Below are 22,519 nucleotides of genomic sequence, written 5' to 3'. Positions count from 1 at the left end.
CTCCGCACGCTCAGATCAACTTCCAACTACCGGCATTGACGGGCTGCGGCAAGCCGAGAGCGTTGGCGTCGCCTTGCGCGAATCGAGCGGCGGCCTCATCGATGTCATCGAGCAACTGAGCGGCGAGGTCGATCTCCATCTGAAAATGGCGGCCTATCCATCGCAGACTCATCTCGGTAAATGCCCAGGCGGGTTCATTCTCCGAGTTATCGGCGTGTTCGATTGCCTTGAGCTTCTTTGCCTCGAGGTTGTCGATGTGATCGAGCACTATCGACTTGAGCTGATCGGGGTCGTTGAGGTGGCCGACCCACAGTCTCAACATCACTCCATGTTTGAGAACGGGGGTTTCGATCTCCGATCGGCGTGACCATGATCTGAGAGCCTCGATACCGGATTCGGTTATCGTGAACACTCGTCGACGACGCCCACCCGATTCCGAAACCTCCCGCGAACTGACGAATCCCAGCGTTTCCAGCTTTTTGAGCTCGGTATAGACCTGGCTCACCGACGGGCTCCAGTAATAGAACCCGATGCTCCAGTCGGCCCAGCTTTTCAGATCGCTGCCACTGAGTTCTTCTCCGAATGTGAGCATTCCCAGCACTGCCCAACTTGTCGCGGGCAATGCCGGGTAACACGCAGTTGCGGGATCAGGCACCGGCCCAGACTAACAAGACGTCGACCATCTGACACCGACCTGCCCACCGAGTGGGCTGATCACGAATTCGTGCAATCAGAAGAGGTTCAATCGCAGTTCGGAGACACCGCGGATAAAGGCCGTGCCACCCCACGTCACTCCACCGTCGACGAGCTCGGTCTTCGGCGCTTTGTCGATCAACGCATTCAGGATGGTCTTGATCTCCAGCCGGGCCAACCACGCACCGAGGCAAGCGTGCGCACCGTGACCGAACGTGATGTGGTCCCGGACATTTGACCTCGACCAGTCCAATCTGTCCGCGTTCGGACCGAATCGAGTTTCATCGCGGTTTGCCGACGCCAGCCACGTCACAATGTGATTTCCGGCCGGAATCACCGCATCTCCCACCGCGTAATCCTCGGGAGCAATGCGAATCATCAACTGCGCCGTCGGCTCATAGCGCAGGACTTCTTCTGCCGCGTGATCGAGCAGTGCCCTGTCGTCGACGAGTCGTTCCCACTGATCACGATGGCCCATAAGTGCATTCATGGTGAGACCGACCTGATTGACTGTGGTGTCCAGTCCGGCGATGACCAAAGTCTGCACGGTAGCGGCAACTTGATCCGGCCCGATTATCTCGCCTTCGTCGCCGGCGGAGATGAAGTCCGACAGGATGTCGTCGCCAAGATTGTTGCGCTTCCAAGCGATAACGTCCTGAAGGTGTGCCGAGAAATCACGCTGAGCGGAAATGTAGTCGCTGGTCTGCTCGGCAGTCAGAAACGGATCGAGTAGGTTGAGTCCCTTACGGGTCCACTCGAACATCGTATCGGTGTCGGCAGGTACGGGGATACCGAAAATTTCGCAGACAAGGCGAATCGGTAGCGGATGAGCAACTTCCGTCACCAGCTCGATCTCGGAGCCCCGTCCATGATCGGCAAGCAACTCGTCGACGATTTCCTTCGCCCGCGCGTCGTAACGCTTGATTGCCCTGGGCGTGAACGGGCGCGCCAGTAGCTTGCGCAATGCCAGATGGTCCGGTGGATCCAGCTTCGACAACGATGGGCGCAACAAGTAGGCGTCGCTGCCACCGGCCGCCTTGATCCGCATATTGCGCGGTGCCTCGAGTGCATACTGTTCCGACGAACTCAGCGACTTGTCCGCCAGTGCGCGTTTCACGTCGTCGTAGGCGAAAAGCATGTATACGCCATTCGAATGCTGTTGTACCGGAGCAACTTCTCGCGCAATCGCGTACCGCGCGTACGGATCGGACAGGAAGCCTGGCTCCGTTGGATCGACCAATCCCGTTCTGAGCCAATCCGTTGTGTCATGAACCGCACGCTCCGAACCCACCGGCGAAGTCATAGTCAACCTCTCGTCCTCGACAAAATCACTCACACAAGATCTGGCAGATCATTGACGCCCTCGTAAAAATCCACAGCCGAATACCACTGGTGACGAGCGTCAGCGCTGCGCTGAACTGAACTGCGCAGAGCTTCACAGTCGGACTACGAGGCAACCAACAAACCGCCCGCTGTATGGGAAATGAAGTCGCGCTCCGGACGTCGGGTTGCCACATTCTCACTGAGCGGGCGGGAAGGTGCGCTCCTTGCTGCTCGAGGACAGAATTCCCAGACGTCTTCGCCGTGAATCAGTAAGGCGGCGAGATCAATTCCGGGCAATCGTCCCGAGAAGTGATGCGAACCGGTGTCGAAGCAGATTGGAAATTGCGCATGACCGAATATGTGAACCGCGCTGTGCGAGTCGTTCGAGCTCCCCGCGGCTTGCCTGTCGTAGAAGATTTTCGGATCGACGAGGTTCCGATCCGGCCGCCCGCGGACGGCGAAGTTCTGTTCCGCGCCCACTATCTTTCGATCGATCCGGCGATACGAAGACGCCTACCGTCCACCAGCTCTGCCCCCGGGCCGTTGGGAGCTGTTGCCGGTATCGGCGACGTCGTCTTGGCTGGAGTAGTGCCTGCGCACTCCGGTTTGGACGGCATCGCAGTCGGCGAAGTGATTTCTTCGCGGCATCCTGACTTTGCGGCAGGTGATTTGGTTCGAGGCGGAACGCACTGGCAGGTTTATCACACAATCAAAGGCGCTGCCCTGGACCGCATACCGAGGGAGAATCGAGCTTCCTTAGGAGATGAACTCGGAATTCTAGGACAGCCAGGATTTGTCGCACACTGCGGAATGCGGTTGGTCGCCGACGTCCGAGAGCGAGACACAGTCGTGGTTTCGGCGGCCGGCGGAGCAGTCGGCATGGTTGCAGGCCAAATCGCGAAGCTGGCGGGCGCCCGGGTGATCGGAATCGCCGGGGGTGAGAAGACCGAATACGTTGTGGAGGAATTGGGGTTCGACGCCTGCATAGATAGGAAGACGGCGAACATCGGCGAGCAGTTGGACGAATTGTGTCCGAAGGGCGTCGACGTCTATTTCGACAACGTCGGAGGCTCGATCACGCGAGCGGTTTTCGATCGCATGGCCGATTTCGGAAGGGTCGTCGTGTGCGGAATGATCAGCGAATACAACCAGGATGAAAGCGAAGTCGGGCCTCCCCTACGCCCTGTACTACGCAAACGTCTACGCATCGAAGGGTTCATCTGCTACGACCACTACGACCGGTACCCGGAGTACCGGGCGTGGGCGTCCGCTCGAATCGCCGAAGGTGGACTGCGCTACCGCAACGATGTCACCGAGGGCATCGAAAATGCCCCAGCGGCCTTGATCGGGCAGCTTTCGGGGCACAACCGGGGGAAGCAGTTGGTGATGATTTGACAAAGGGAGACCACACGTCGTTGTGTGGTCTCCCTTTTCGATTCGTTCAGCCGATCAGGCGTCAGCCTCTGGGCCGAGCATCTACCTTGTCGTCATCGTCGTCGCGCTCGCCGGTTGCGAGCTGGACGCCGGATTTCTCGATGCTGCCGTCAGCACCTGACTTCTCGAGGTCGATCGGTGCATCACCGGTCGCAACCTCTTCGGCCTCAGGCTCTTCCGGTAGCGGCTTCTTGAGACTCAGGATGATCGAGCCTGCCAACACCACGATGATCACCGCGAGGCTGACCAGTGAGGGAATCTCGGGGATCGACGTGCTGATCACCTTGTGGCTGGCCTGCATGATCAGCTTCACGCCGATGAAGGCGAGGATGATCGACAGACCCTTGGACAGGTAGTGGAACTTCTCGAGCAGGCCCGAGAGCAGGAAGTACAGGGCACGCAGACCCAAGATCGCAAACGCGTTGCTGGAGTACACGATGAATGGATCGTCACTCACTGCCAGCACTGCCGGGACACTGTCGACTGCGAACACGAGGTCGGCAGCTTCGATGGCGACGACGACGGCGAACAGTGGTGTTGCGACGCGCTTTCCGGCTTCCTTGACGAAGAACTTGGTTCCTGCGTATTCCTCACGGACCGGCATGATCTTGCGCAGCAAGCGAACCGCCAGCGAGGTTCCCGGATCGAAGTTCTCGTCGTCGTCCTTGAGCAGCTTGTAGGCGCTGTAGAGCAGGATGGCGGCGAAGACGAACAGAACGGCCGTGAACTTGCTGACCACGGCAACGCCGGCGGCGAGGAAGATACCGCGGAAGATCAGGGCGCCGATGACACCGAAGAACAACACGCGGTGCTGGTATTCACGGGGCACCTTGAAGTAACCGAAGATCAGGGCGAACACGAAGAGGTTGTCGACGGAGAGGCTCTTCTCCAACAGCCAGGCCGTGGTGAATTCGACGCCCGAGTTCACCCCCAAGGTCAGGGTGACGACCACCGCGAATACGAGAGACAAACCGACCCAGAGTGCACTCCACCAGGCCGCTTCCTTGAAGCCGATGACGTGCGCGCCGCGGTGGGCGAGCAGGTCGATGAGCAACATGACGACGATGACTGCGGCGAACGCGGCCCACGCCCACATGGGAACGTTCATCGCTGACCACCTACCCGAATGGCACTGATGACTGCGGTCACGGGGAGCTCCTTCACTGGGTTCGGACGGCCGTCTCGCCGTCTTCTCCAGTGTTCCTTGCCGACTTCTATCCATCCCGGTCGAAATATCGACGACTTTCACAGCTGAAGTTGCCGAAACCATGCAATCTGAGGGTGTTGCGTCCGAAACCGCCGCTGGACGGCATCTTGTTCTAGCCTGGCAAGCATGAGCACCTCGTTGTACTACTCCGCCGTCCGCACCACACCGCTGACCGACGACGAGAAGGCCGAAGTCGACCGACTCATCGCCGTCCACAACGACGAATTTCCGTTCGACTACGAGGTCCTGGACCTCTATCCGTCGGATATCCCCAACACTCTGCTCAACGGTTCGACAAAGATCTCGAGCGACCCGACCGAGGTAATCCCTTCGCTCGTCTACTGGTTCAACGCTCTGACCGAACTCCGGCGAGCGGTGCCCGACGCAGACTGGGACGTTTCACTCGACGACACCCCCGCCGATTGGGATGACAGCTCCGGCTATTCGCTCCCCGGGCTCGACGACATGCAGTAGCGAGTCACGGGTTCGCCAGGAGGGCGGCTCCGTAGCTCTCCAGCGCGATGAGCGCCAACTCTGTTGGCAGCCGACGCTGGTCCACGCTGCGGTCTAACAGCTTTTCGGCCTGATCGAGTCGATACCGCACGGTGTTCTTGTGCAGACCGAGCGCCACGGCAGTAGCGGCTGCAGTGCAATTGTTCTCGTAATAGACCCGAACGGTGTCACGGATACGCGTCGTGACACCGTCCGCGCCGGCGAGGCCTTTCAATTCCCGAGCCACCAACGCACGCAGTTCGTCCAGATCTTCGGTGAGCAGACAGGGAACCTGAACATCTTCGTAGACGGTGACCCCCGGCGAACCCGTCGAACGGACCGCGATGCGCTGCGCGGCGAGAGCCTCGCGGTGACTGCGCGCGAATCCTTCCATTCCGTAACCGCTGGCCCCCACCGCGACACGGAGATCCGAATTCCGAGCACGATCGAGCGCCGCCCACTCATGGTCGTCGAAATGCGCGACCCACGACCACACCTCGCGCGCCCCCGAAGGCAGCGTCAGCACGCGCTCGGCGTTCGACTCGTCCACAAAGGAACGCGCATACGAGTCCAATCGGGCCAATACGTCGGCGGCCGGATCGGTGTCGTCCGTCCAGAGAACAAACGCAGTGTGGCGCCGCCGCATCGGGTAGTCGAGAATCTGCGACACCTCATCGGAGTGAAGTGCTTCGCCTGCGACAATCGCGTGCACCGTCTCGGACCGACGCGCAAAAGCGCCGCGCGCCAAGCTCTCACGCTCCTTCGCATACGTTGCCACCAACAATTCGGTGGTCACTTCCAGCCATCTCATCGCCGAACCCCACACTCGGACCAGAAGTGCGCGCTTGAGTTCCGGACCGATCGGAAGTGCTTCTATCGACTCGTCGACGAAGCCCAGCATCGCGAGGCGTCCGGCACCGTAGATCTTGAGCAGGACTCGAAGATCCATACCGCGCCTGGCAACGGTGAGTGCAAGCGCAACCGACTCCGGCGGCGGCGTGACCTCCTGGGAACCGCCCGCGATCGCGGCCACGATGACGCGAAGCTGCGCCGCAGTGCTCGCATCCACATCGCGTCGTAGCTCCCGATCACCCGCCACTTCAGGATTGGCCACCGCAATGGCGTCGTCGATGCGTTGAACGAAACCGTCGATCACATCCGGCTGGAGATAGATGGGCGCGAGATTTGCAATCCAGCCATCCAACTCCGATGTGTCCATGGCGCCTCCCCGACTTGTCACCCTGATTGTGACTTAGTCACAAATCTATCGTCTCACTTCGGCCAAGAAGCCCTAGCAACCCGGTTTCGACTGGTCCACAATCACATCTCACTGCAGATTCATCTCACTGCAACCAACCCCTATCTTTGGAGACGCTGGAGTAAATGAACAAACCTTTCGACGGTCAGGTAGTGGTCATCACCGGCGGCGCCCGGGGCATCGGATACGCCACCGCGAAGCGGCTGATCAGCCTGGGTGCGACCGTCGCGATCGGCGACATCGACGAAGCCACTCTCGCGCGAGCAGCCAAGGATTTGGGCATCCGCACGTTCGGGCGCCTCGACGTCACCGACCCCGCCTCGTTCTTCGACTTCCTCGACACCGTCGAAGGTGAACTCGGCCCGATCGACGTGCTGGTCAACAATGCGGGCATCATGCCGGTCGGACGGATCGTCGACGAGGACGACTCCGTGACCAGACGCATCATCGAGATCGACGTCCTCGGCGTGATCACGGGAACCAAGCTCGCATTGCGACGGATGCTTCCGCGCGGACGTGGACACGTCATCAACATCGCTTCGCTTGCAGGCGAACTCCCGTGCCCCGGTTTGTCGACGTACTGCGGCGCCAAGCATGCGGTGTTGGGCTTCACCGATTCTGTCCGCAAGGAAGTTCGTGGCACCGGAGTTCACATCTCGTCCGTGCTGCCGACGCTCACCAACACCCAACTCACCTCGGGCACTTCGGGAATGAAGGGATTCCGAGAGGTTCAGCCGGAGGAAATCGCCGAAGCCGTCGTCGGCTTGATCACCAAACCGCGCCCACGCGTACGCATTACGCGGGTGTCCGGGCTGCTCGTGCAGGCACAGGGCTTCTTCCCCCGGCGGCCGTACGAGGCATTGAGCCGACTGTTCGGCGTCGAGACGCAGTTTCTCGGCGACGTCGACACCGCGGCACGTGCTGCCTACGAAGAACGCGCCCGCGCAAGCTGATCAGGTCAGCTCGGTGGCCGGCCAGTCGAGCAGCTTCGCACCCAGTACGGCAGCGTGGAGTGCGAAGCTGTCGTTGGGATCGTTGACGTTCTGACCGGTGAGTTCACGGATGCGGTCCAACCGGTACGTCACGGCGCGGACGGACAAATGCAGGTCTCGGGCGGTCTTAGCCGTATTGCCGCCGGCGGAAAAGTACGCGAGCAGTGTGTCGATCATCGGTCCAGCGCCACCACGCGCCTCGAGCAGCGGTGTGAGAAGGGTGTGGATCAGGTCGGTGACCGCCGGTCTGTCGTTGACCAGAACCCGGTAGACCAGCAGGTCACGAGCATCGATGATCGGTGCGGTCAACGACAGGCGCTGCGCCAGGTCCAGTGCGTCCAGCGCCTCCCGGTACGACGCCACCACGCCCGAAGCGGTGGTTCGAGGGCGCCCGACAGCGATCTGCCACGTGCCGTCCAAAGGACGCCGCTGCAACTGCACTCGCCCGTCGTCATCGGTCCCCGGCCCGAGAGCCGACCGAATCCCTGCCAGCACGTGGTCGACGGCATCGCGATCCGGCGCCGCGAAAACGACCACCAGTTTGCCGCTCTTACTGGCGACCAACGCATCGGCGTCACCCTTGCTACCCAGAACGGCACGTTCGACGGCGCGCACCAAAGGGTTGTCGTCGGTGAACTCACGGGCGGCGGTCACTACCGCCACGGCATGCGGACCACTGAGGTGGAGACCGAATCCTGAAGCGCGATCCAACAATCCGACGACGTCAGCGCCGCCGGTCAACAAGTCGTCGACGAACTCGCGGCGTGCCGATACCTGCGAGCGGACCAGAGAACGTCTGGCCAACTGAAACCCTTCGGCCAGTTCGGCGACGGCATCGTCGACGGCACGCAGCATCACTTCGCCGGCCGCGACGACGGCATTCGGATCCGATTGTGCCGCAATAACAGCAGGCAGTTCACGCCACAGACGCCAGGCCGAGGAGAGATACAGATCGAGCAGGGCTCGCAAGGCGACACCCTGCTGCGCTGCTTCTTCCCCGCGAGCGCGGAAGCGGTGCAGCTGGCGACGCTGCAGCGGTTTCCCTTCACAGACAGCGTCGCTGAGCACGTCGAGGAAATCACCCAGCAGTTCGACGGGCAGGCCACCGGCGTCATCGGCCCCCGCCGCGGCAACCCGGCGTATGGCGTCGTCAGGTACCCCGGTTCGGCTCACCCTCGCATTCTCTCACTGCCGGCAGCATTGCCTGGCGTCACGAAAGGCGCATCGAACCCGTGTCGATGTACCGCTGATGGAACGAGAATGCCTCGCCCAGGATGTGCGGCGTCTGCCCCGCACCCGGTTGAGCGTCGGCGCGAGCGATGTAATCGTGGAGCAGTGGCCGGAATTCCGGGTGAGCACACTTGTCGACGATCAGGCGCGCGCGTCGCCGCGGCGACAGACCTCGCAGATCCGCCAACCCCTGCTCGGTCACCAACACCTGAGTGTCGTGCTCGGTGTGGTCGACGTGCGGAACCATCGGCACGATCGCCGAGATCTCACCGCCGCGGGCCGTCGACGGGCTCAGGAACATGGACACGTAGCCGTTGCGGGCGAAGTCCCCCGAGCCGCCGATTCCGTTCATGATCTTCGTCCCCATGACGTGCGTCGAGTTCACGTTGCCGTAGATGTCGGCCTCGAGCATGCCGTTCATGGCGATGATTCCGAGTCTGCGCACCACCTCCGGGTGGTTGCTGATCTCCTGCGGACGGAGCGTGATGTGGTGGCGGTAGAAGTCGATGTTCGCGGTCAGTTCTTCGATGCCCTCTTCGGTGAGCGCCAAAGCCGTCGACGACGCATGCGCGACGGTTCCGTCCTTGATCAGCTTCAGCATCCCGTCCTGGATGACCTCGGAGTAGCAGGTCAGGCCGCGATACGACCCCCGATCGAGCCCTCCGAGCACCGCGTTGGCGACATTGCCGATGCCCGCCTGCAGCGGAAGCAACGTATCGGCCGGCATCCGTCCGGCGCGCACCTCGAAGTCGAAGAATTCCAGGACGTGGCCGGCGATCGCCTCACTGACGGCGTCGGGTGCAGTGAGAGGGCTCGCGCTGTCACGGCAGTTGGTCTCGACAACGGCCACAACCTTCGTGGGATCCACTCGGAACGTGGTCTGGCCGATCCGGTCCTCGACACGAATGATCTCGAGCGGCTTGCGATGCGGCGGCAGCGCGGTGCCGTAATAGACGTCGTGAATACCTTCCATCGCCTCGGGCACCCACGAGTTGACTTCGAGGATGACCCTGTCGGCGACGTCCAGCCAGGTCTTGTTGTTGCCAATCGACGCGGAGGGAATCAATTCCCCTGATTCGGTGATACCGGCGACCTCGACCACCGCGACGTCTACGTTGCCGTAGTAGCCCTCCCACACCTGCTGAGCCACGTGGGAGAGATGGATGTCCACGTAGTCCATACGACCGTCGTTGATCCGGCGACGTGCGGTGGCCTCGGACTGATACGGCATGCGCAGCGCGATTCCGTCGACCTCCGCGAGCAGCCTTTCGGTCTCGGTGGACACAGAAGCGCCGGTCAGGAGATTGATCGTGAAGTTCGATCCGTTGCCGCGGGTCCGGTGAATACGCTCGGCCAGGGCCGGAATGACAACCTTGGGTGTACCGGCGCTCGCGAAACCGCTGATCGCGACGGTGTCGCCCGGGTTGATGAACTTCACGGCGTCGGACGCGGACATCACCTTCGACGCAAACGCTGTGGCGCGAATGCGGTTGGAGGTGGCGTTGTGTCCGGTCTCACCGAAGGTTGAACTCACGGCACCAGGATAAACAGGGCACGTCGAAGCGATTTACGGGGATAACCCAGACAGAATTGCTCCGACGTGCTATGAGCACCGATCAGTTGACGACGCCGTACACGCCTTCGCCGACCAGGCTCGCAATTCGATATTTCTGGATCTTGCCCGACCCTGTCAGTGGGAACGCCTCCGCGCTGAACCACTCCTTGGGCGCCTTGTGGCGCGCCAGTCGCTCGGTGCAGAACTCGACCAGTTCAGCGGCGGTCGGTTGGTCGGACTCGTCCTTCCAGCGGATGACGGCGACAACTCGCTCACCCCACACCTCGTCGGGCACACCCACGACCGCCACGTCGAGAATCTTCGGATGTGTGAAGATCACGGACTCGACCTCACGCGGATAGATGTTCTCACCGCCGCGGATGATCATGTCCTTGAGGCGGCCGGTAACCCGGACGTATCCACGTTCGTCCATCGTCCCCAAATCGCCGGTATGCAACCAACCGTCCTTGTCCACGGTGTCGGCCGAAGCCTCCGGATTACGGAAGTACTCGGTCATGACGAGGTACCCGCGCGCGCAGATCTCGCCTTGTTCGCCGAGCGGCACGCTGTCCCCGGTCACGACGTCGGAGATCTTCACCTCGACCTGCGGCAACGCGAGTCCGACCGTCTCCGACTTGTCTTCGTGGGTGTCGGCCGGGCTGGTCTGTGTGATGACGGGGCTGGCCTCGGTTTGTCCGTAGACGATGCTGAACCCCGCCCCGAAGGCCGACTCCACCGTGCTGACGAGTTCGGGCGGGACCGACGACCCGCCGGATACGACCACCGAACAGGCCGAGAAGTCGCGGCTCGCGAAGCTGGCGTCGTTGATCATCGCGATCAGCATCGTCGGCACTCCACTGACCACGTCAGCGTGAAAGCGTTCCGCCGCATCGAGAACCGCAGTCGGATCGAAGTACTGGATCAGGCCGATGGACATTCTTCGCTGCGCGGCGCCGAGAACCAGGATGCCGCACCCGGCGGTGTGGAACAGCGGCATGGCCGACACAACCGAACCCCGCTCAGGGAATCGGCCTCTCCGACTCACAAAATCGGCATTGTTGACCAATCCGCGGTGATGCAACAGAGCACCTTTGGGAACTCCGGTGGTTCCCGACGTGTACTGGATCTGCGCATTGTCGTCAGGCGAGACTTCGGGCAGAGCGCCCCGTTCGCCCGCCCAACCTCGAACCTGGCGATCCCACTCCTCGAAGTTGACTGCGAGAACTTCTTCTCCCGAAATCGAAATCGCCTCGGATGCAACCGCTGCCATATCGCCACCGCGAAACTTTCCGGTGTGGAAGAGCCCCCGAGACTGGGACTGCGACAAGACGTACGCCAGCTCCTCCGCACCCAACGCCGGATTGGCGGTCACCAGAACCATCCCGGCGAGCGCGGCGCCGTATTGCAGAATCATCCATTCCGGAACGTTCGGAGCCCAGACGGTGATCCTGTCTCCGCGATCGAACTGGGACAAGAGGTAGTGCGCACACCCCTCCGCTTCGTCCAGCAGTTGCGCGAAGGTCCACGTGCGATCGGTTTCAGCCGCCCCGGAAAGCGAATGCGATTGCGTCGGAACCACTTCTCTGATTGCAATCAGATTCGGCGAGTCCGCGGCGCACTCTCGCAGCAGCCCACCCACCGTTTGCTCCTCTATCGGGTCAGACACGTCAGCGGGGAAGTACGACGTTTCGAGAACACTGCTCATCTCACATCCACTTTCTATCGAGGAGGGGTGTCGGACGCGGGGAGCGGCCCGCCTCCGTCTGGAATCTTGCGTCCGGAATCGCGGTACTGAACCGCGGCATGGAATCCGTCGCGCTCGGCAAAATCCTTGAACCAGCGCCCTTCCGGCGAGTGACGCGTAATTCCGTCGAACAGGGTTGCCAGCACCTGGGTGCCCTGCAGCCCCATGTTGTCGTACGCCTGGTTGATCATCATCTTCTGCATGGCCAACTGATTGAGCGGAACACCGGCGATGCGATCCGCCAACGCTTCCACCGCCGAGTCCAATTCGTCGGCTGGCACCGCTTCGAGCGCCAATCCCCAGTCAGCCGCAGTGACACCGTCAATGGTGTCTCCCGTCAACAGCATTCGCTTGGCACGCTGGGCGCCGAGCCGGTACACCCACATCGCCGTCGTCGGGCAACCCCACACACGCGCAGGCGGGTATCCGATGCGAGCGTCGTCGGCCATGATCAGCATGTCGCAGGACAGCGCGATGTCACTCCCACCGGCAATCGCATATCCCTGAACCTTGCAGATCGTCGGCTTGAGCGATCGCCAGAGCGTGAAGAAGTCGTCGGTGTTCTGCTTCATCCCGCGAAAGTCCTTGATGGGGTCCCAGACCGGGCCCTGGTTCCACTTTCCGTCAAGGTCGCCTTCGGCAAACTTCTTGAGGTCGTACCCGGCACAAAACGCCTTGCCCGCACCTTGCAAGACGATCACACGGACCTCGTCGTCGTCATTGGCTGCTGCCACCGCGTTTCGAATGTCCGACGGCATCCGGTCGTCGATCGCGTTGAGCCGATCGGGACGGTTGAGCGTGATATACGCTTTACCACCGGACGTCTCGTACTTCAGGGTCGCAAAATCCGTCATCATCGGTCCTGTCGACAGAGCGCGCCTCGCTCGGAACGAGTTGCGCTAGTTCTGGGTGAGGAGCAGGCGAACGACGCCTGCCCATTGACTGATCGAACGACGCGCAGACGCGTCGCTCTTCTGCACTGCCCGGGACAGCGCCAAACCACGGAGCATCAGCACCGTCAGATCTGCAATCTGCGAATAGTTCTCGGAAGCAACAATTTCGGGACCGAAAGCGTCGTGGACAACTCGCCGCAGATCCCGCCCGGCGATTCGCTCCGATTCCCGGAGCACCTCGGCCAACACCGGATCCGTCCGCGCTGCGGACCACAGTTCGAGTTCCGCTTGAAATGGCGGCTGAGTCAACGCCGAATACAGAGCGGAGATCGAGTTCTCGATCGTGTCAACCGACGAATCCTGCCGAGACATGGCAGCTCTTACCGCCACCTCGTTCCGTACGACGATGTTCGACACCAACGCCGCAGTGAGCTCCTGCATGTTCGGAAAGTGGTGCAGCAGAGCGCCCCGACTGACTCCGGCAGCGGTTTGCACCGACTGCGCCGTCAGAGATGAATAACCGTCCGCTATCAGTAAATCCGTTGCCGCATCGAGAATCCGGTGGCGCGTCGCTTCGCGCTGCGCATCGCGCAGGGTCACGGTCTCACCTCCAACTTCTCGAGTGGCATGGATCACAGTTTCACAGTCCATTCAGACTGTCAATGGCCGAAAGCCTCCGGCGTACTCTCGATGCACCGGCCCTTCGGACTGATCGGAGCAACACGTGACGACCTCACCGCCGACCGTCTCGCTGACGCTCGACCAACTTGCTTCACGCGCTGCTTCCCTGATCACCGACGACGGTCGGAGAATCCTCGGCATCACGGGCGCACCGGGAGCCGGAAAGTCGACGGTGTCACAGGCAATTGTGCGGAAATTAGGTTCTCGTTGCTCCATCGTCGAGATGGACGGTTTTCATCTTGCCAATCGGGAACTCGACCGACTCGGCAGGCATGAACGCAAAGGCGCACCGGACACCTTCGACGTCGACGGCTACGCGGCTCTACTACGCCGACTCCGAGCCTCGAACTCGACGGTCTATGCTCCGGTCTTCGATCGCGAGTTCGACGAATCAATAGGCAGCACAACGGCTGTCGATCCATGTACACCGCTGATAGTCACCGAGGGGAACTATCTCCTCCTACCCAGTGGTGGATGGCAGGAAGTGCGAGCAGCACTCGACGAGGTCTGGTATCTCGACGTTCCGGAGGAAACTCGGACGAAGCGCTTGGTGAAACGCCACAGCCGCTTCGGAAAGAGTTCCGAAGCGGCTGCAGAGTGGGTGAAACGGGTAGATCAGCCGAACGCCGAGTTGATCAGCGCAGTCAGGCCACGCGCGGATCTGATCGTCAGAATCGAACGGTCCGAGCCTCAGTGATGTCAGCTGAAAACCTAAGAACCGCCGCCGGTTCCGAGAAAAGTGGCCAGCCCGGCAACTCCGGCGATTCCGCCGAATATCGCCGCCAATGCACCGGCGACGGTGATAACGCTGTCGAGCGCTTTGAGATCGGTGTCGGATGAACCCATGGCAGTCTCCTGGAGTCAGAATTGAAAGTGGGGTTGAATGTGCGCCGAAGTGCGCAATGTTGCACACGTCACCTTACCGGCATTCGCGACCCGAATCAACGAAAATTCTCTCTAAATATGTTGCACTGCAACATATTCAAACAGCAGCTTGCAGGTCCGCCGAGGCACGACGACGGCCACCGTCCCGCAGCGCGGGCAGGTGGCCGTCGTTGGATATTGCCGAGGAGTCAGACGCTCGTCACATGCATGACGTGCTTGGCCCTCGTGTACTCCGCCAGTGCGAGCTCCGACAGATCCTTGCCGTAACCCGACCCGGCGAAGCCACCGTGAGGCATCTCAGCGGCGAGCATTCCGTGGGCTCCCACCCAGACGCAGCCGAAGTCCAGTTCGGCCGTCATCCTCATCGCGGTGCCGTGGTCGGACGTCCACACGCTCGACGCGAGAGCGTACTTGGTCCCGTTCGCAAGTTCGATCGCTTCAGCCTCGGTGGAGAACGACTGTACGGTGACAACCGGCCCGAATATCTCTTCCTGGACCAGCTCATCTTCCTGCTGCACCCCGGAAATAACAGTCGGCAGATAGAAAAACCCTGGTCCAGCTGGCTTTCCCCCGCCAATACATACGTTCGTATTTGCTGAGCGTCTCTCTACCAACTCCGCCACTCGGTCACGGTGAGCGCGGCTGACCAGGGGGCCGAGACAATCGCCCGATTCCGGTCCGCCCAACCTCAAGTCCGCGGCCGCAGCCGTCAACTTCTCGGTGAACTCCTCCGCAACCTCCTCTTGAACGAGAATCCTCGTCGCAGCGGTGCAATCTTGACCGCTGTTGTAAAAGGCTCCGGCAACAATCCCCGCGACTGCGCCGTCGAGGTCCGCGTCGGCGAAAACAACGGCGGGTGCCTTGCCTCCGAGTTCGAGATGCAACAGCTTGACGTCTTCCGACGCGGCCTTTGCGACCGAAATACCCGCTCTCGTCGATCCCGTCAGCGCAATCATCCGAGGAACCGGATGAGCGACGAGCGCGGCTCCGGTATCGCGATCGCCGCACACTACGTTCAACACCCCGGGCGGATAGATCTGCGCTGCAAGCACTCCCAGCATCACCGCGGTTTCCGGCGTCTCCTCGGCCGGCTTGAGCACGAGGGTGTTTCCCGTCGCGAGTGCCGGCGCGATCTTCCAGACCGCCATCATCAACGGGTAGTTCCAAGGAGCGATCGCACCGATCACGCCAATGGGTTCACGTCTGACATAAGACGTAGCACCCTCCGTGTACTCCATTGCGGCAACGCCCGGCAGAGAGCGGGCAATACCCGCGAAGTACCGCAGAAAGTCAACACACTGCGGGATCTCGTCGTCTCGCACCTGCCTGAGAGGCTTGCCGGTACTGCGGCATTCGACCTCGAGGAAATATTTCGCGTTTGCTTCCAGCGCGTCCGCGAGGGCCAGCAGCAACTCCTGACGGCGCGCAGGGGTGGACCGGCGCCAGGACCGCGCAGCCTTCTCGGACGAACGGCAGGCTCGGTCGACGTCATCGGCGGAACCGACGGCAGCACGGGCGTATACATTGTCGGTCACCGGATCGACCAGCACGGAAAGTCTACCTGCCGGGCTCTCGCACGTTCCGTTGATCACGTGACCAAACGCTGCGACAGTCATCGAAGTTTCCACCGTCATGAGCGCGATCCGGGGAGCGCGACGAAGAACTTCTTCGACGGCTCAACCGTCTCCCAGGTACCGCGAAACGACTGCGGCACGAAAAATGCTTCCCCAGCGGAGAATTCGCGACGGTTTCCATCGAGGTCGATCAGCGCCACCCGGCCGCTGATCATGATGCAGACCTCGTCGTACGGATACGGGTCGCACAAGAGCGTGCCGGGCTCGCCTTCCCAACCACCGCCGAAGTATTCCCCGTTCGGATCTCCGAATGACCTCCATTCGGATTCCGACCAGTTCGGGCTCGCGCCGTCACCCCACTCCGGGATGAACCGCGTCCCCTGCCCTGGCCCGAACATTCGAATGTCGTTGACACTCATGTCATTTTTCCTTCGTGTTGGAGCTGGAAATTCGTGCAGCAAACAGATTCAGTACGTTTGCAGTTATTCGCTCGGTGAACGGATCGTGATGGATCAGCCCGTTCACCCATTCGGTGGAACCTGCGTTGAACACGGAGCCGAGACCTCGCTTGTGACAGGCGACCATTCCCGATCCGTATTCGAGATCACGAAGGTGATCTGGAGGCTCACTGCCATAGAAGCATTCGATGATTCCCTGCACTTCGGCGAAAGGCGCACCGATCGGAACTTTCCCGTTCCATTTGTCCCGCGAACCCGAAACTGCCGGCGCCATCGCGATGATCTCCAGATCCTCGGGAGCGCCGTCGACGCCGGTCGCATACGGCTGGCCCTTCCGGAACGTGAAATCCACGCCGTCCATCTCGAATCCGGCAACACAGATCGGGGCGATCCCGAAGTTGTCTCCGTAGTACAGGTCGGTTCCGTTCAACGCCCAATGATCCGGCCGGTATACCGTGAAACCGCCCGAAGACCTGGGAGTTGTTGCACCGTAACGATTGTAGACACCGGCCATGCCGGTCAATCCCATCGTCCACGCTCCCGGTCGGGCAACCTCGGGCGAATCCCACGCCGTCGTCACCCGGGTCGGGTCGACTTCTCGCATCGGATCGTCGAACGGATTCTTGTAACAGACTTGTGCGTCGTTTTCGAGGCGTACCTGCCACAGGAAGTTCCCGCCGAATCGCGCCAGACCACCACCCTCTTCGACGAAATCATCTATGCGGTCACGCATCTCCCAGGACCAGTACTCGTCGTGACCGACGACAACTGCGCATGAATATCCCTGCAGCGCCGACGGATCGTTATGCAGATCGTGTTGTGTCACGTGGTGGACGCGGAACCCCTGCTCTTCCGCCCAGACCGTGAACGGCCTCTCGTAAGTGGCCCAGAAGGCGTCCGCATGGTGACGCGAGTAGCCGTTCACCCACGCCCATTCGTACGGCGGGTGACGGGGAATCCATCCGATTCCCGGTGTGTCGGTGTGGATGTTGCGTGCTGCACCCTCGGGTTTGCGCAACATCCCCCGCGCGACGGGACGCTGCGTCGAGGAAATCGGTGTCGGCACATCGCCGGAGCCGTCCGGAACACCTCGGTAGTGGTTTGCCCCACCCCAGTCGTTGTAGGCCAACATCGTGCTGGTGGTGTGAATGAGTACGAAGTCGGCATGCTCGGGTTCGCGCGCCTTGACGACGAAGAAGCCCTCCCGCTCAATAGTCACCCCTTCGTGGAGCATCCGGACCAGAACCAAGTACATGCCGGACGTCCATTTCGGATCTATCTCGACGGCAAGGGATTCCGCCCAGTCGCAGCCCACTGCGTACGCGTCGGCAGGCGTCTGCTGCTGCTTGCCCGGCAGACCGACGTATTGCGCGACCTGTTGCGGCCGGGCGCCGTCTCGAACAATTTCGAGGTCGTATTCTTCTGCGGTGGTATGCACTCGGATCGAGACGGTGTCACCACCGAAGTACGAGAACCTGTCCGCATAGACCCATATCTCTGGAGCGCCCGGAACAATTCCGGGACGTTCGACCAACCCTCCGGGGACCGACCATGCGTATTCGCTCATGCCGACAACTCCTCGACCGAGTGTTCACGTACGCGCATCCCGCGGACCACGCCGAATGCGAAAGCCAACAGCAATGGCGCTGCCAACAAGAAGTTTTGCGCGGTGGTCAACCCGGTCAGGTCACTCATGTTCATCAAGAGGTATCCGAGCGCGACGATCAACGCCACTGCAGCGAGCGAGGGTGCAATCAACCTCTGCCACAGACCTTCACCGCGAGAATCCTGCGAGAAGAACCTGAGCACGGCGACGGAAGTGAGAACCTGCAACACCAGCACACCGATGATCGTTGGTGTATTCGTCCACACGACTACTTGGGTGTACGGGTCTGCGGGCGTCAGCGCAAAGCCGGCGATTGCCGCGAATACCAGTGCGCCTTGTGTGATTCCGGCGACGCTCGGCGTTCCAGTGGTCGGCGAAACCCGTGCCAGCGCGGCAGGAAAGACTCTCGCGCGCCCCATGGTGAGCAGATAGCGACTGCAAGCATTGTGGAGGGCAAGGCAACCCGCGAAGAAGCTCGTGACGATCAACAGATGCATCATGTCGGTCATCATGGAGCCGGCAAATTCATTGTTGAGATCGAAGATCAGCTCGGACGGGTCACCGCCGAGTAGGTCGCCCATCCGACTCGGGCCGACGGCCTGCACGATCACCCAAGCACAGAATGCGTAGACCACAGCCAGAACAGTGACTGCTGTGTAGGTCGCACGCGACACTGTGCGTTTGGAATCGACAACTTCCTCGCTGTAGATCGCCGTTTGCTCGAAACCGACGAAGGAGGTGAAGGTCAACACGAAGACGCTCGCCAGTCCGGCTGTCATGAAGGTCGACGGCGAAAAACTGTCGAGCGACAGTCCTTCGTGGCCGCCTTTCAACAGAACCGCCACACAGAAGACTGCGAGGACGCCGAGCTCGAGCGCCATCAAAACGGCCAGCACCTTCGCGCCGATATCGACCCTGCGATATCCCACCACCACGACCAGAACGGCGACCGTCAATGCGCAGGTGTAGACGGATACGGTTACTCCCAGGAACAACTCGATCGTCGACGAGAGAAAGATGCCGCAAGCGACGACGAATCCGATCTGGCCACCGAGATAGCCGATGTAAGCCAGCACAGAGGCGCCTGCGCCGACTGTTTTTCCGAGCCCTTCGGTGATGTAGGCGTAGAACGCGCCCGCGCCGCGGATATGCCTGCTCATCGCCGTGAAGCCGACGGCGAACAGTAGATAGACGATCCCGGGAACGACGTACCCCACCGGAAGCGCAGCGCCGGAAACCATCAGGCCCAGTGGCGCGAATCCCACCAGGATCGTCAGTGGCGCCGCTGCGGCGATGACGAAGAAGACCAGATGACGGCTGTTGATAGTTCCGGCGCGCAGGCCCGAGGATGACGTGGGAGAACCGGATTCAGAATGCGTTCCTGCACCGGGAGGGTCGGTTTTTTCGGTCATGGGGAGGCTCCGCGAGTTAAGGCAAGTATGCGCCTGCCTGGTCAGGTTTCCCGAGGTTCGCCCGAATTTCTCTCGACGTTCGCCCGGTGTTCCTAAGAGAGTGCCGAATCGTTTCATCAGTGTCAATACCTGCGCTGAAACGATTCGACGTTTTGTTTTGAGGTGCCCCTCACCGGTGCACGCAACATGCCGAAACGATTGATCGATAGGCTGGAGACAAACCGACCAACGAGTAGAAACGATCCGCAGTGGCTACGCCTGTTTCGCCGACGCTTCGTGATGTCGCCAACGCCGCCGGCGTCGCGGTGTCCACGGTCTCCTATGCACTCAACGGCAAGGGCCGGGTCGACGCGGCCACTCGCGCTCGGGTTCAAGAGGTTGCCGACCGCCTTGGATACCGTGCCAATCGGTCGGCCCAGAATCTCAGGTCAGGCCGGACTGCCACCCTCGGGTTGATGCTCCCCGCTCCCGACCAACTGTCATCGGCCGAGTACCTCAATTTCGACTGGTACGGGCGCGTGGCGACCGCCGCGACCCAGGCTGCATTCCACGCCGATCACTCACTCCTCCTACTGCCGTCGATGAAAGATCCGAACGGACTGCGGCGCATCGAGATGGACGGCGTACTGGTCGTCGACCCGATGGTCGACGACCCGCGCGTCGAAGTTCTGCAGAAGATCGGAATCCCCTCTGTCGCAGTGGGTCCTGGACAATCCGGGCAGTTCGGATACTCCACCTCACCGGACCTCGTCTCCACCACGGAGACTCTTCTGAACCACCTCGCCGAACGTGGGGCAAGGGACATTTTCGTCCTCACTCCCGGAATGCATTCGGAGTGGACCCGCGCAACGACTTTCGCTTACTTCGAGTGGTGCCGCGCCCGAGGCGTGGCACCACGCACCAGCGAGGAATTGACGTCGTTTCCGGGCGCCAGCACCGTCGAAGGCCTCATCGGCGCCGCGTATGCGGCCACCCGCGAGGCCCTCGACTCCTCGACTCCGCCGGACGCGATCCTGTCGTTGATTCTCGGTTGCGCCCCGGCAGCGGCGCGAGCGGCCCTCGATCTCGGGCTGTCGATTCCCGGTGACGTCTTGATTGCACAGGACAGTGACGAACCCGCCCTGCTGGTTTCCCAGCCCCCGATCACGGCATTCGACTTCTTCCCCCAAGAACAGGCGGCAGCGGCCGTGCGGGCGCTGTTGGCTCTGGTCAACGGTGACGAACCCGCAGTTCAGAGCTATACGCCTAGCGAACTCCGCGTGCGAGCGAGCACGGCCCATTCGCTCACACCATAAATTCACCTGGCACCGATAGACTGATTTCCGAATTATCGTCCGTCGCCTGCCGAGAGGAATCAGGTCATCGCGCACCGCTCCCGCGACCGCTTGGCCGGGTATCTCGCCGTAGTGCTCGTCTGTGCACTCGCCCTCCTCGCATCTGTCAGCAGTGCGACCGGCCTCGACCGCGACGTCGCTCCGGTCCGCATCGCCTACGCCGCGGCCGCAGACACTTTCGGCGATCTGTATCTTCCAGAAGGATCGGACGGTGACCTGCCGGTCGTCGTACTCATTCACGGCGGTGGATGGGCCCAGAAGAGCAATCTCGAATACGCGGGCGCGTGGGCAAAAACCCTGACCCCGTACGGAATTGCGGTCTGGAACATCGAATACAGACGCGTCGGCGGTCAGGGTGGTTGGCCGACCACGCTCTCCGATACCGTTACGGCCACCAACGCCCTGGCCGGCATCGTTCAGGAAAAGGCCTCCGGGCGACTGGATTTGAGCCGTATACACATCGCCGGCTACTCCGCGGGTGGACAACTTGCCGCCTGGGTCGCATCGCGATCCCAACAGGGTGCAGACGCCCCGGAACCAAACCTCTCGGTGCCGGTTCGCTCGACGACGATCATGGCCGGCGTCTTCGACATGACGCTCGCCGCAACCGCGGGCAAAGATCGATTTGTTCGAAATCTTCTGGGCGGCATGCCTACCGATCATCCCGATCGCTACCGCATCGCATCACCGATCGAGCACCTCCCCACCGGCCTCCCCGTCACGCTGATCCACGGACTCGGAGACAAGGTCGTGTCGGTCGAACAGAGTCGGCGCTATGCCCGTGCCGCCCGAGCAGCAGGCGACGTGGTCGATCTGATCGAACTTCCCGGCGTCGGCCACGGCGAGTTCGGCAACCCGACGACCGACGCCTGGGCTACCACCAAGCAAGCAATAATCGGCCACATAAATGCCTCTTGAGCAGGTAATACGGGCCACAGTGCTCTCAGCCGCTCGAAATAGAATTAGCTGAAACTCAATCGATGACGTACGGTGGGGTTATCAGAGGGCAGCCGTCAGTCAGGCAGCCGGTCGCTTCGCCCGGAACAACAGTTCCAGTATTCGTTCCAGGGGCAGACTTCCAGTTCGGTGCAAATCCGCGCCTTTGATCACTACGCACTTTCATCAGTCCCGCAGATTGTTGACCAGGCCGAAGGCTCCGACGGAGTCCGCCGCCAATCGCGTACCGACTGCACCAGTATCAACATGCGCTACACACCGCACGGGCCCAAAGACCCTGCGGTTCAAAGGAATACCTTGATCAACACCATGATTCACCCCGACGACACGAACAACCAGACGAACAGCAACTCGACGAACGGTCTACGGATCCCGACTACTTCGGGCCGGATCCGCGAGCGCGGTATCGAAATCGTCTGCACCCTCTACCGTTGCAGCACCGACGAAGCCGCCGAGCTGTTGCTCCGACATTCTCAGACCAACAACCTCAAGGTCACCAGCCTGATCAAAGCGCTTGTCGCCCTGATCGACGAAGACACGTCCGGCACTGGTTACGGAAGCAGTAACACGCTGGCGTCTCACTTCTGGCTGCGTGAGATCAGAAATCTCAGCCAGGCCCACCGACGCAGCGATCATTTTCATCGCCATCTCGTCGGCGCGTAACCGGCGCTGAACGACAACTGACCTGAAACGACAGCTGGGGCAGTACACGGAAATCGTGTACTGCCCCGGCTGTCGTGTTTTCAGTTGTCAGGCGGAAGCCGACTCTCGGCAGTCAGGCGGAAGCCGAC

The 22,519-nt window shown here is 61.3% G+C and carries 21 protein-coding genes; 7 read left to right on the top strand and 14 right to left on the bottom strand.

Annotation, left to right across the window (positions count from 1 at the left end; genetic code table 11):
* Positions 1 to 10: 10 nt before the first annotated feature.
* Both PCS43_RS08470 and PCS43_RS08465 read right to left on the bottom strand, forming a co-directional pair.
* On the bottom strand, positions 11 to 592 hold the full coding sequence (locus PCS43_RS08470; RefSeq protein WP_050656919.1) for a PadR family transcriptional regulator: 582 nt from the start codon (positions 590 to 592) through the stop codon (positions 11 to 13).
* A 138-nt stretch (positions 593 to 730) separates the two neighbouring features.
* A complete protein-coding gene (locus PCS43_RS08465; protein WP_073513465.1) occupies positions 731 to 1,996 on the bottom strand; it encodes a cytochrome P450 in 1,266 nt (421 codons plus the stop codon).
* Between the two features lie 368 nt (positions 1,997 to 2,364).
* Between PCS43_RS08465 and PCS43_RS08460 the strand changes: the two genes are divergently transcribed.
* On the top strand, positions 2,365 to 3,411 hold the full coding sequence (locus PCS43_RS08460; protein WP_042451682.1) for an NADP-dependent oxidoreductase: 1,047 nt from the start codon (positions 2,365 to 2,367) through the stop codon (positions 3,409 to 3,411).
* Positions 3,412 to 3,472: 61 nt separating this feature from the next.
* On the opposite strand, the gene PCS43_RS08455 is transcribed toward PCS43_RS08460, so the two are convergent.
* Positions 3,473 to 4,558 (bottom strand): TerC family protein, encoded by a 1,086-nt coding sequence (locus PCS43_RS08455; RefSeq protein ID WP_003942925.1) that lies wholly within the window; start codon positions 4,556 to 4,558, stop codon positions 3,473 to 3,475.
* Between the two features lie 225 nt (positions 4,559 to 4,783).
* Here PCS43_RS08455 and PCS43_RS08450 point away from each other — a divergent pair, with 225 nt between their 5' ends.
* Positions 4,784 to 5,131 (top strand): hypothetical protein, encoded by a 348-nt coding sequence (locus PCS43_RS08450; protein WP_003943172.1) that lies wholly within the window; start codon positions 4,784 to 4,786, stop codon positions 5,129 to 5,131.
* A 4-nt stretch (positions 5,132 to 5,135) separates the two neighbouring features.
* Here the strand turns inward: PCS43_RS08450 and PCS43_RS08445 are convergent, their stop codons facing one another.
* Positions 5,136 to 6,368, bottom strand: coding sequence for a PucR family transcriptional regulator (locus tag PCS43_RS08445; protein WP_073513464.1), 1,233 nt, complete (start codon positions 6,366 to 6,368; stop codon positions 5,136 to 5,138).
* A 164-nt stretch (positions 6,369 to 6,532) separates the two neighbouring features.
* Between PCS43_RS08445 and PCS43_RS08440 the strand changes: the two genes are divergently transcribed.
* Positions 6,533 to 7,360: an SDR family oxidoreductase gene (locus PCS43_RS08440; protein WP_003942902.1), complete on the top strand. Its 828-nt coding sequence runs from the start codon at positions 6,533 to 6,535 to the stop codon at positions 7,358 to 7,360.
* Here PCS43_RS08440 and PCS43_RS08435 read toward each other — a convergent pair whose 3' ends face one another.
* The 5 genes from PCS43_RS08435 to PCS43_RS08415 all read right to left on the bottom strand — a co-directional run bounded on the left by PCS43_RS08435 (position 7,361) and on the right by PCS43_RS08415 (position 13,421).
* On the bottom strand, positions 7,361 to 8,572 hold the full coding sequence (locus PCS43_RS08435; protein WP_007730515.1) for a PucR family transcriptional regulator: 1,212 nt from the start codon (positions 8,570 to 8,572) through the stop codon (positions 7,361 to 7,363). It lies immediately after the preceding gene.
* 37 nt (positions 8,573 to 8,609) lie between these two features.
* Positions 8,610 to 10,163 (bottom strand): acetyl-CoA hydrolase/transferase family protein, encoded by a 1,554-nt coding sequence (locus PCS43_RS08430; RefSeq protein ID WP_054187006.1) that lies wholly within the window; start codon positions 10,161 to 10,163, stop codon positions 8,610 to 8,612.
* Positions 10,164 to 10,245: 82 nt separating this feature from the next.
* Positions 10,246 to 11,889 (bottom strand): AMP-binding protein, encoded by a 1,644-nt coding sequence (locus PCS43_RS08425; RefSeq protein ID WP_050656917.1) that lies wholly within the window; start codon positions 11,887 to 11,889, stop codon positions 10,246 to 10,248.
* A gap of 14 nt (positions 11,890 to 11,903) precedes the next feature.
* Positions 11,904 to 12,782, bottom strand: a complete 879-nt coding sequence (locus tag PCS43_RS08420; RefSeq protein ID WP_223304467.1) for a crotonase/enoyl-CoA hydratase family protein — start codon at positions 12,780 to 12,782, stop codon at positions 11,904 to 11,906.
* A gap of 45 nt (positions 12,783 to 12,827) precedes the next feature.
* Positions 12,828 to 13,421, bottom strand: coding sequence for a TetR/AcrR family transcriptional regulator (locus tag PCS43_RS08415; RefSeq protein ID WP_007730510.1), 594 nt, complete (start codon positions 13,419 to 13,421; stop codon positions 12,828 to 12,830).
* Between the two features lie 124 nt (positions 13,422 to 13,545).
* Here PCS43_RS08415 and PCS43_RS08410 point away from each other — a divergent pair, with 124 nt between their 5' ends.
* A complete protein-coding gene (locus PCS43_RS08410; RefSeq protein WP_125052232.1) occupies positions 13,546 to 14,199 on the top strand; it encodes a nucleoside/nucleotide kinase family protein in 654 nt (217 codons plus the stop codon).
* Between the two features lie 14 nt (positions 14,200 to 14,213).
* Here the strand turns inward: PCS43_RS08410 and PCS43_RS08405 are convergent, their stop codons facing one another.
* The 5 genes from PCS43_RS08405 to PCS43_RS08385 all read right to left on the bottom strand — a co-directional run bounded on the left by PCS43_RS08405 (position 14,214) and on the right by PCS43_RS08385 (position 19,437).
* Complete coding sequence (locus PCS43_RS08405; protein WP_003942853.1) at positions 14,214 to 14,348, bottom strand: hypothetical protein; 135 nt, start codon at positions 14,346 to 14,348, stop codon at positions 14,214 to 14,216.
* A gap of 227 nt (positions 14,349 to 14,575) precedes the next feature.
* The gene (locus PCS43_RS08400; protein WP_064075032.1) at positions 14,576 to 16,021 is read right to left on the bottom strand and encodes an aminobutyraldehyde dehydrogenase; all 1,446 of its coding nucleotides are present in this window, start codon (positions 16,019 to 16,021) and stop codon (positions 14,576 to 14,578) included.
* On the bottom strand, positions 16,018 to 16,380 hold the full coding sequence (locus PCS43_RS08395) for a cupin domain-containing protein (protein ID WP_209910268.1): 363 nt from the start codon (positions 16,378 to 16,380) through the stop codon (positions 16,018 to 16,020). The genes PCS43_RS08400 and PCS43_RS08395 overlap by 4 nt, the downstream gene beginning before the upstream one ends.
* A gap of 1 nt (position 16,381) precedes the next feature.
* Entirely contained in the window at positions 16,382 to 17,986 is a 1,605-nt protein-coding gene (locus tag PCS43_RS08390; RefSeq protein ID WP_042921484.1) for a N,N-dimethylformamidase beta subunit family domain-containing protein, read from the bottom strand.
* Complete coding sequence (locus tag PCS43_RS08385; RefSeq protein WP_209910272.1) at positions 17,983 to 19,437, bottom strand: APC family permease; 1,455 nt, start codon at positions 19,435 to 19,437, stop codon at positions 17,983 to 17,985. Before PCS43_RS08385 ends, PCS43_RS08390 begins: the two co-directional genes overlap by 4 nt.
* A gap of 248 nt (positions 19,438 to 19,685) precedes the next feature.
* Between PCS43_RS08385 and PCS43_RS08380 the strand changes: the two genes are divergently transcribed.
* The 3 genes from PCS43_RS08380 to PCS43_RS08370 all read left to right on the top strand — a co-directional run bounded on the left by PCS43_RS08380 (position 19,686) and on the right by PCS43_RS08370 (position 22,391).
* The gene (locus PCS43_RS08380; RefSeq protein ID WP_209910275.1) at positions 19,686 to 20,732 is read left to right on the top strand and encodes a LacI family DNA-binding transcriptional regulator; all 1,047 of its coding nucleotides are present in this window, start codon (positions 19,686 to 19,688) and stop codon (positions 20,730 to 20,732) included.
* Between the two features lie 90 nt (positions 20,733 to 20,822).
* On the top strand, positions 20,823 to 21,689 hold the full coding sequence (locus PCS43_RS08375) for an alpha/beta hydrolase family protein (protein WP_245361503.1): 867 nt from the start codon (positions 20,823 to 20,825) through the stop codon (positions 21,687 to 21,689).
* A gap of 336 nt (positions 21,690 to 22,025) precedes the next feature.
* Positions 22,026 to 22,391 carry a hypothetical protein gene (locus tag PCS43_RS08370; RefSeq protein ID WP_007730475.1) on the top strand — a complete coding sequence of 122 codons (366 nt, stop codon included), beginning with the start codon at positions 22,026 to 22,028 and terminating at the stop codon, positions 22,389 to 22,391.
* The last annotated feature ends 128 nt before the right edge of the window (positions 22,392 to 22,519 follow it).

The organism is Rhodococcus sp. C-2, from assembly GCF_027854095.1.
GTDB lineage: Bacteria > Actinomycetota > Actinomycetes > Mycobacteriales > Mycobacteriaceae > Rhodococcus_F > Rhodococcus_F qingshengii.
Note: the sequence above shows the minus strand (reverse complement) of the source record. Positions and strands in the feature narration are given on the sequence as shown.

What these genes read in the sequence shown, in the direction of transcription:
- PCS43_RS08465 (WP_073513465.1), bottom strand. Translation starts at nt 1,996, where the DNA reads ATGACTTCGCCGGTGGGTTCGGAGCGTGCGGTTCATGACACAACGGAT.
- PCS43_RS08470 (WP_050656919.1), bottom strand. Translation starts at nt 592, where the DNA reads ATGCTCACATTCGGAGAAGAACTCAGTGGCAGCGATCTGAAAAGCTGG.
- PCS43_RS08395 (WP_209910268.1), bottom strand. Translation starts at nt 16,380, where the DNA reads ATGAGTGTCAACGACATTCGAATGTTCGGGCCAGGGCAGGGGACGCGG.
- PCS43_RS08385 (WP_209910272.1), bottom strand. Translation starts at nt 19,437, where the DNA reads ATGACCGAAAAAACCGACCCTCCCGGTGCAGGAACGCATTCTGAATCC.
- PCS43_RS08390 (WP_042921484.1), bottom strand. Translation starts at nt 17,986, where the DNA reads ATGAGCGAATACGCATGGTCGGTCCCCGGAGGGTTGGTCGAACGTCCC.
- PCS43_RS08400 (WP_064075032.1), bottom strand. Translation starts at nt 16,021, where the DNA reads ATGACGGTGGAAACTTCGATGACTGTCGCAGCGTTTGGTCACGTGATC.
- PCS43_RS08455 (WP_003942925.1), bottom strand. Translation starts at nt 4,558, where the DNA reads ATGAACGTTCCCATGTGGGCGTGGGCCGCGTTCGCCGCAGTCATCGTC.
- PCS43_RS08460 (WP_042451682.1), top strand. Translation starts at nt 2,365, where the DNA reads ATGACCGAATATGTGAACCGCGCTGTGCGAGTCGTTCGAGCTCCCCGC.
- PCS43_RS08425 (WP_050656917.1), bottom strand. Translation starts at nt 11,889, where the DNA reads ATGAGCAGTGTTCTCGAAACGTCGTACTTCCCCGCTGACGTGTCTGAC.
- PCS43_RS08450 (WP_003943172.1), top strand. Translation starts at nt 4,784, where the DNA reads ATGAGCACCTCGTTGTACTACTCCGCCGTCCGCACCACACCGCTGACC.
- PCS43_RS08440 (WP_003942902.1), top strand. Translation starts at nt 6,533, where the DNA reads ATGAACAAACCTTTCGACGGTCAGGTAGTGGTCATCACCGGCGGCGCC.
- PCS43_RS08445 (WP_073513464.1), bottom strand. Translation starts at nt 6,368, where the DNA reads ATGGACACATCGGAGTTGGATGGCTGGATTGCAAATCTCGCGCCCATC.
- PCS43_RS08405 (WP_003942853.1), bottom strand. Translation starts at nt 14,348, where the DNA reads ATGGGTTCATCCGACACCGATCTCAAAGCGCTCGACAGCGTTATCACC.
- PCS43_RS08420 (WP_223304467.1), bottom strand. Translation starts at nt 12,782, where the DNA reads ATGACGGATTTTGCGACCCTGAAGTACGAGACGTCCGGTGGTAAAGCG.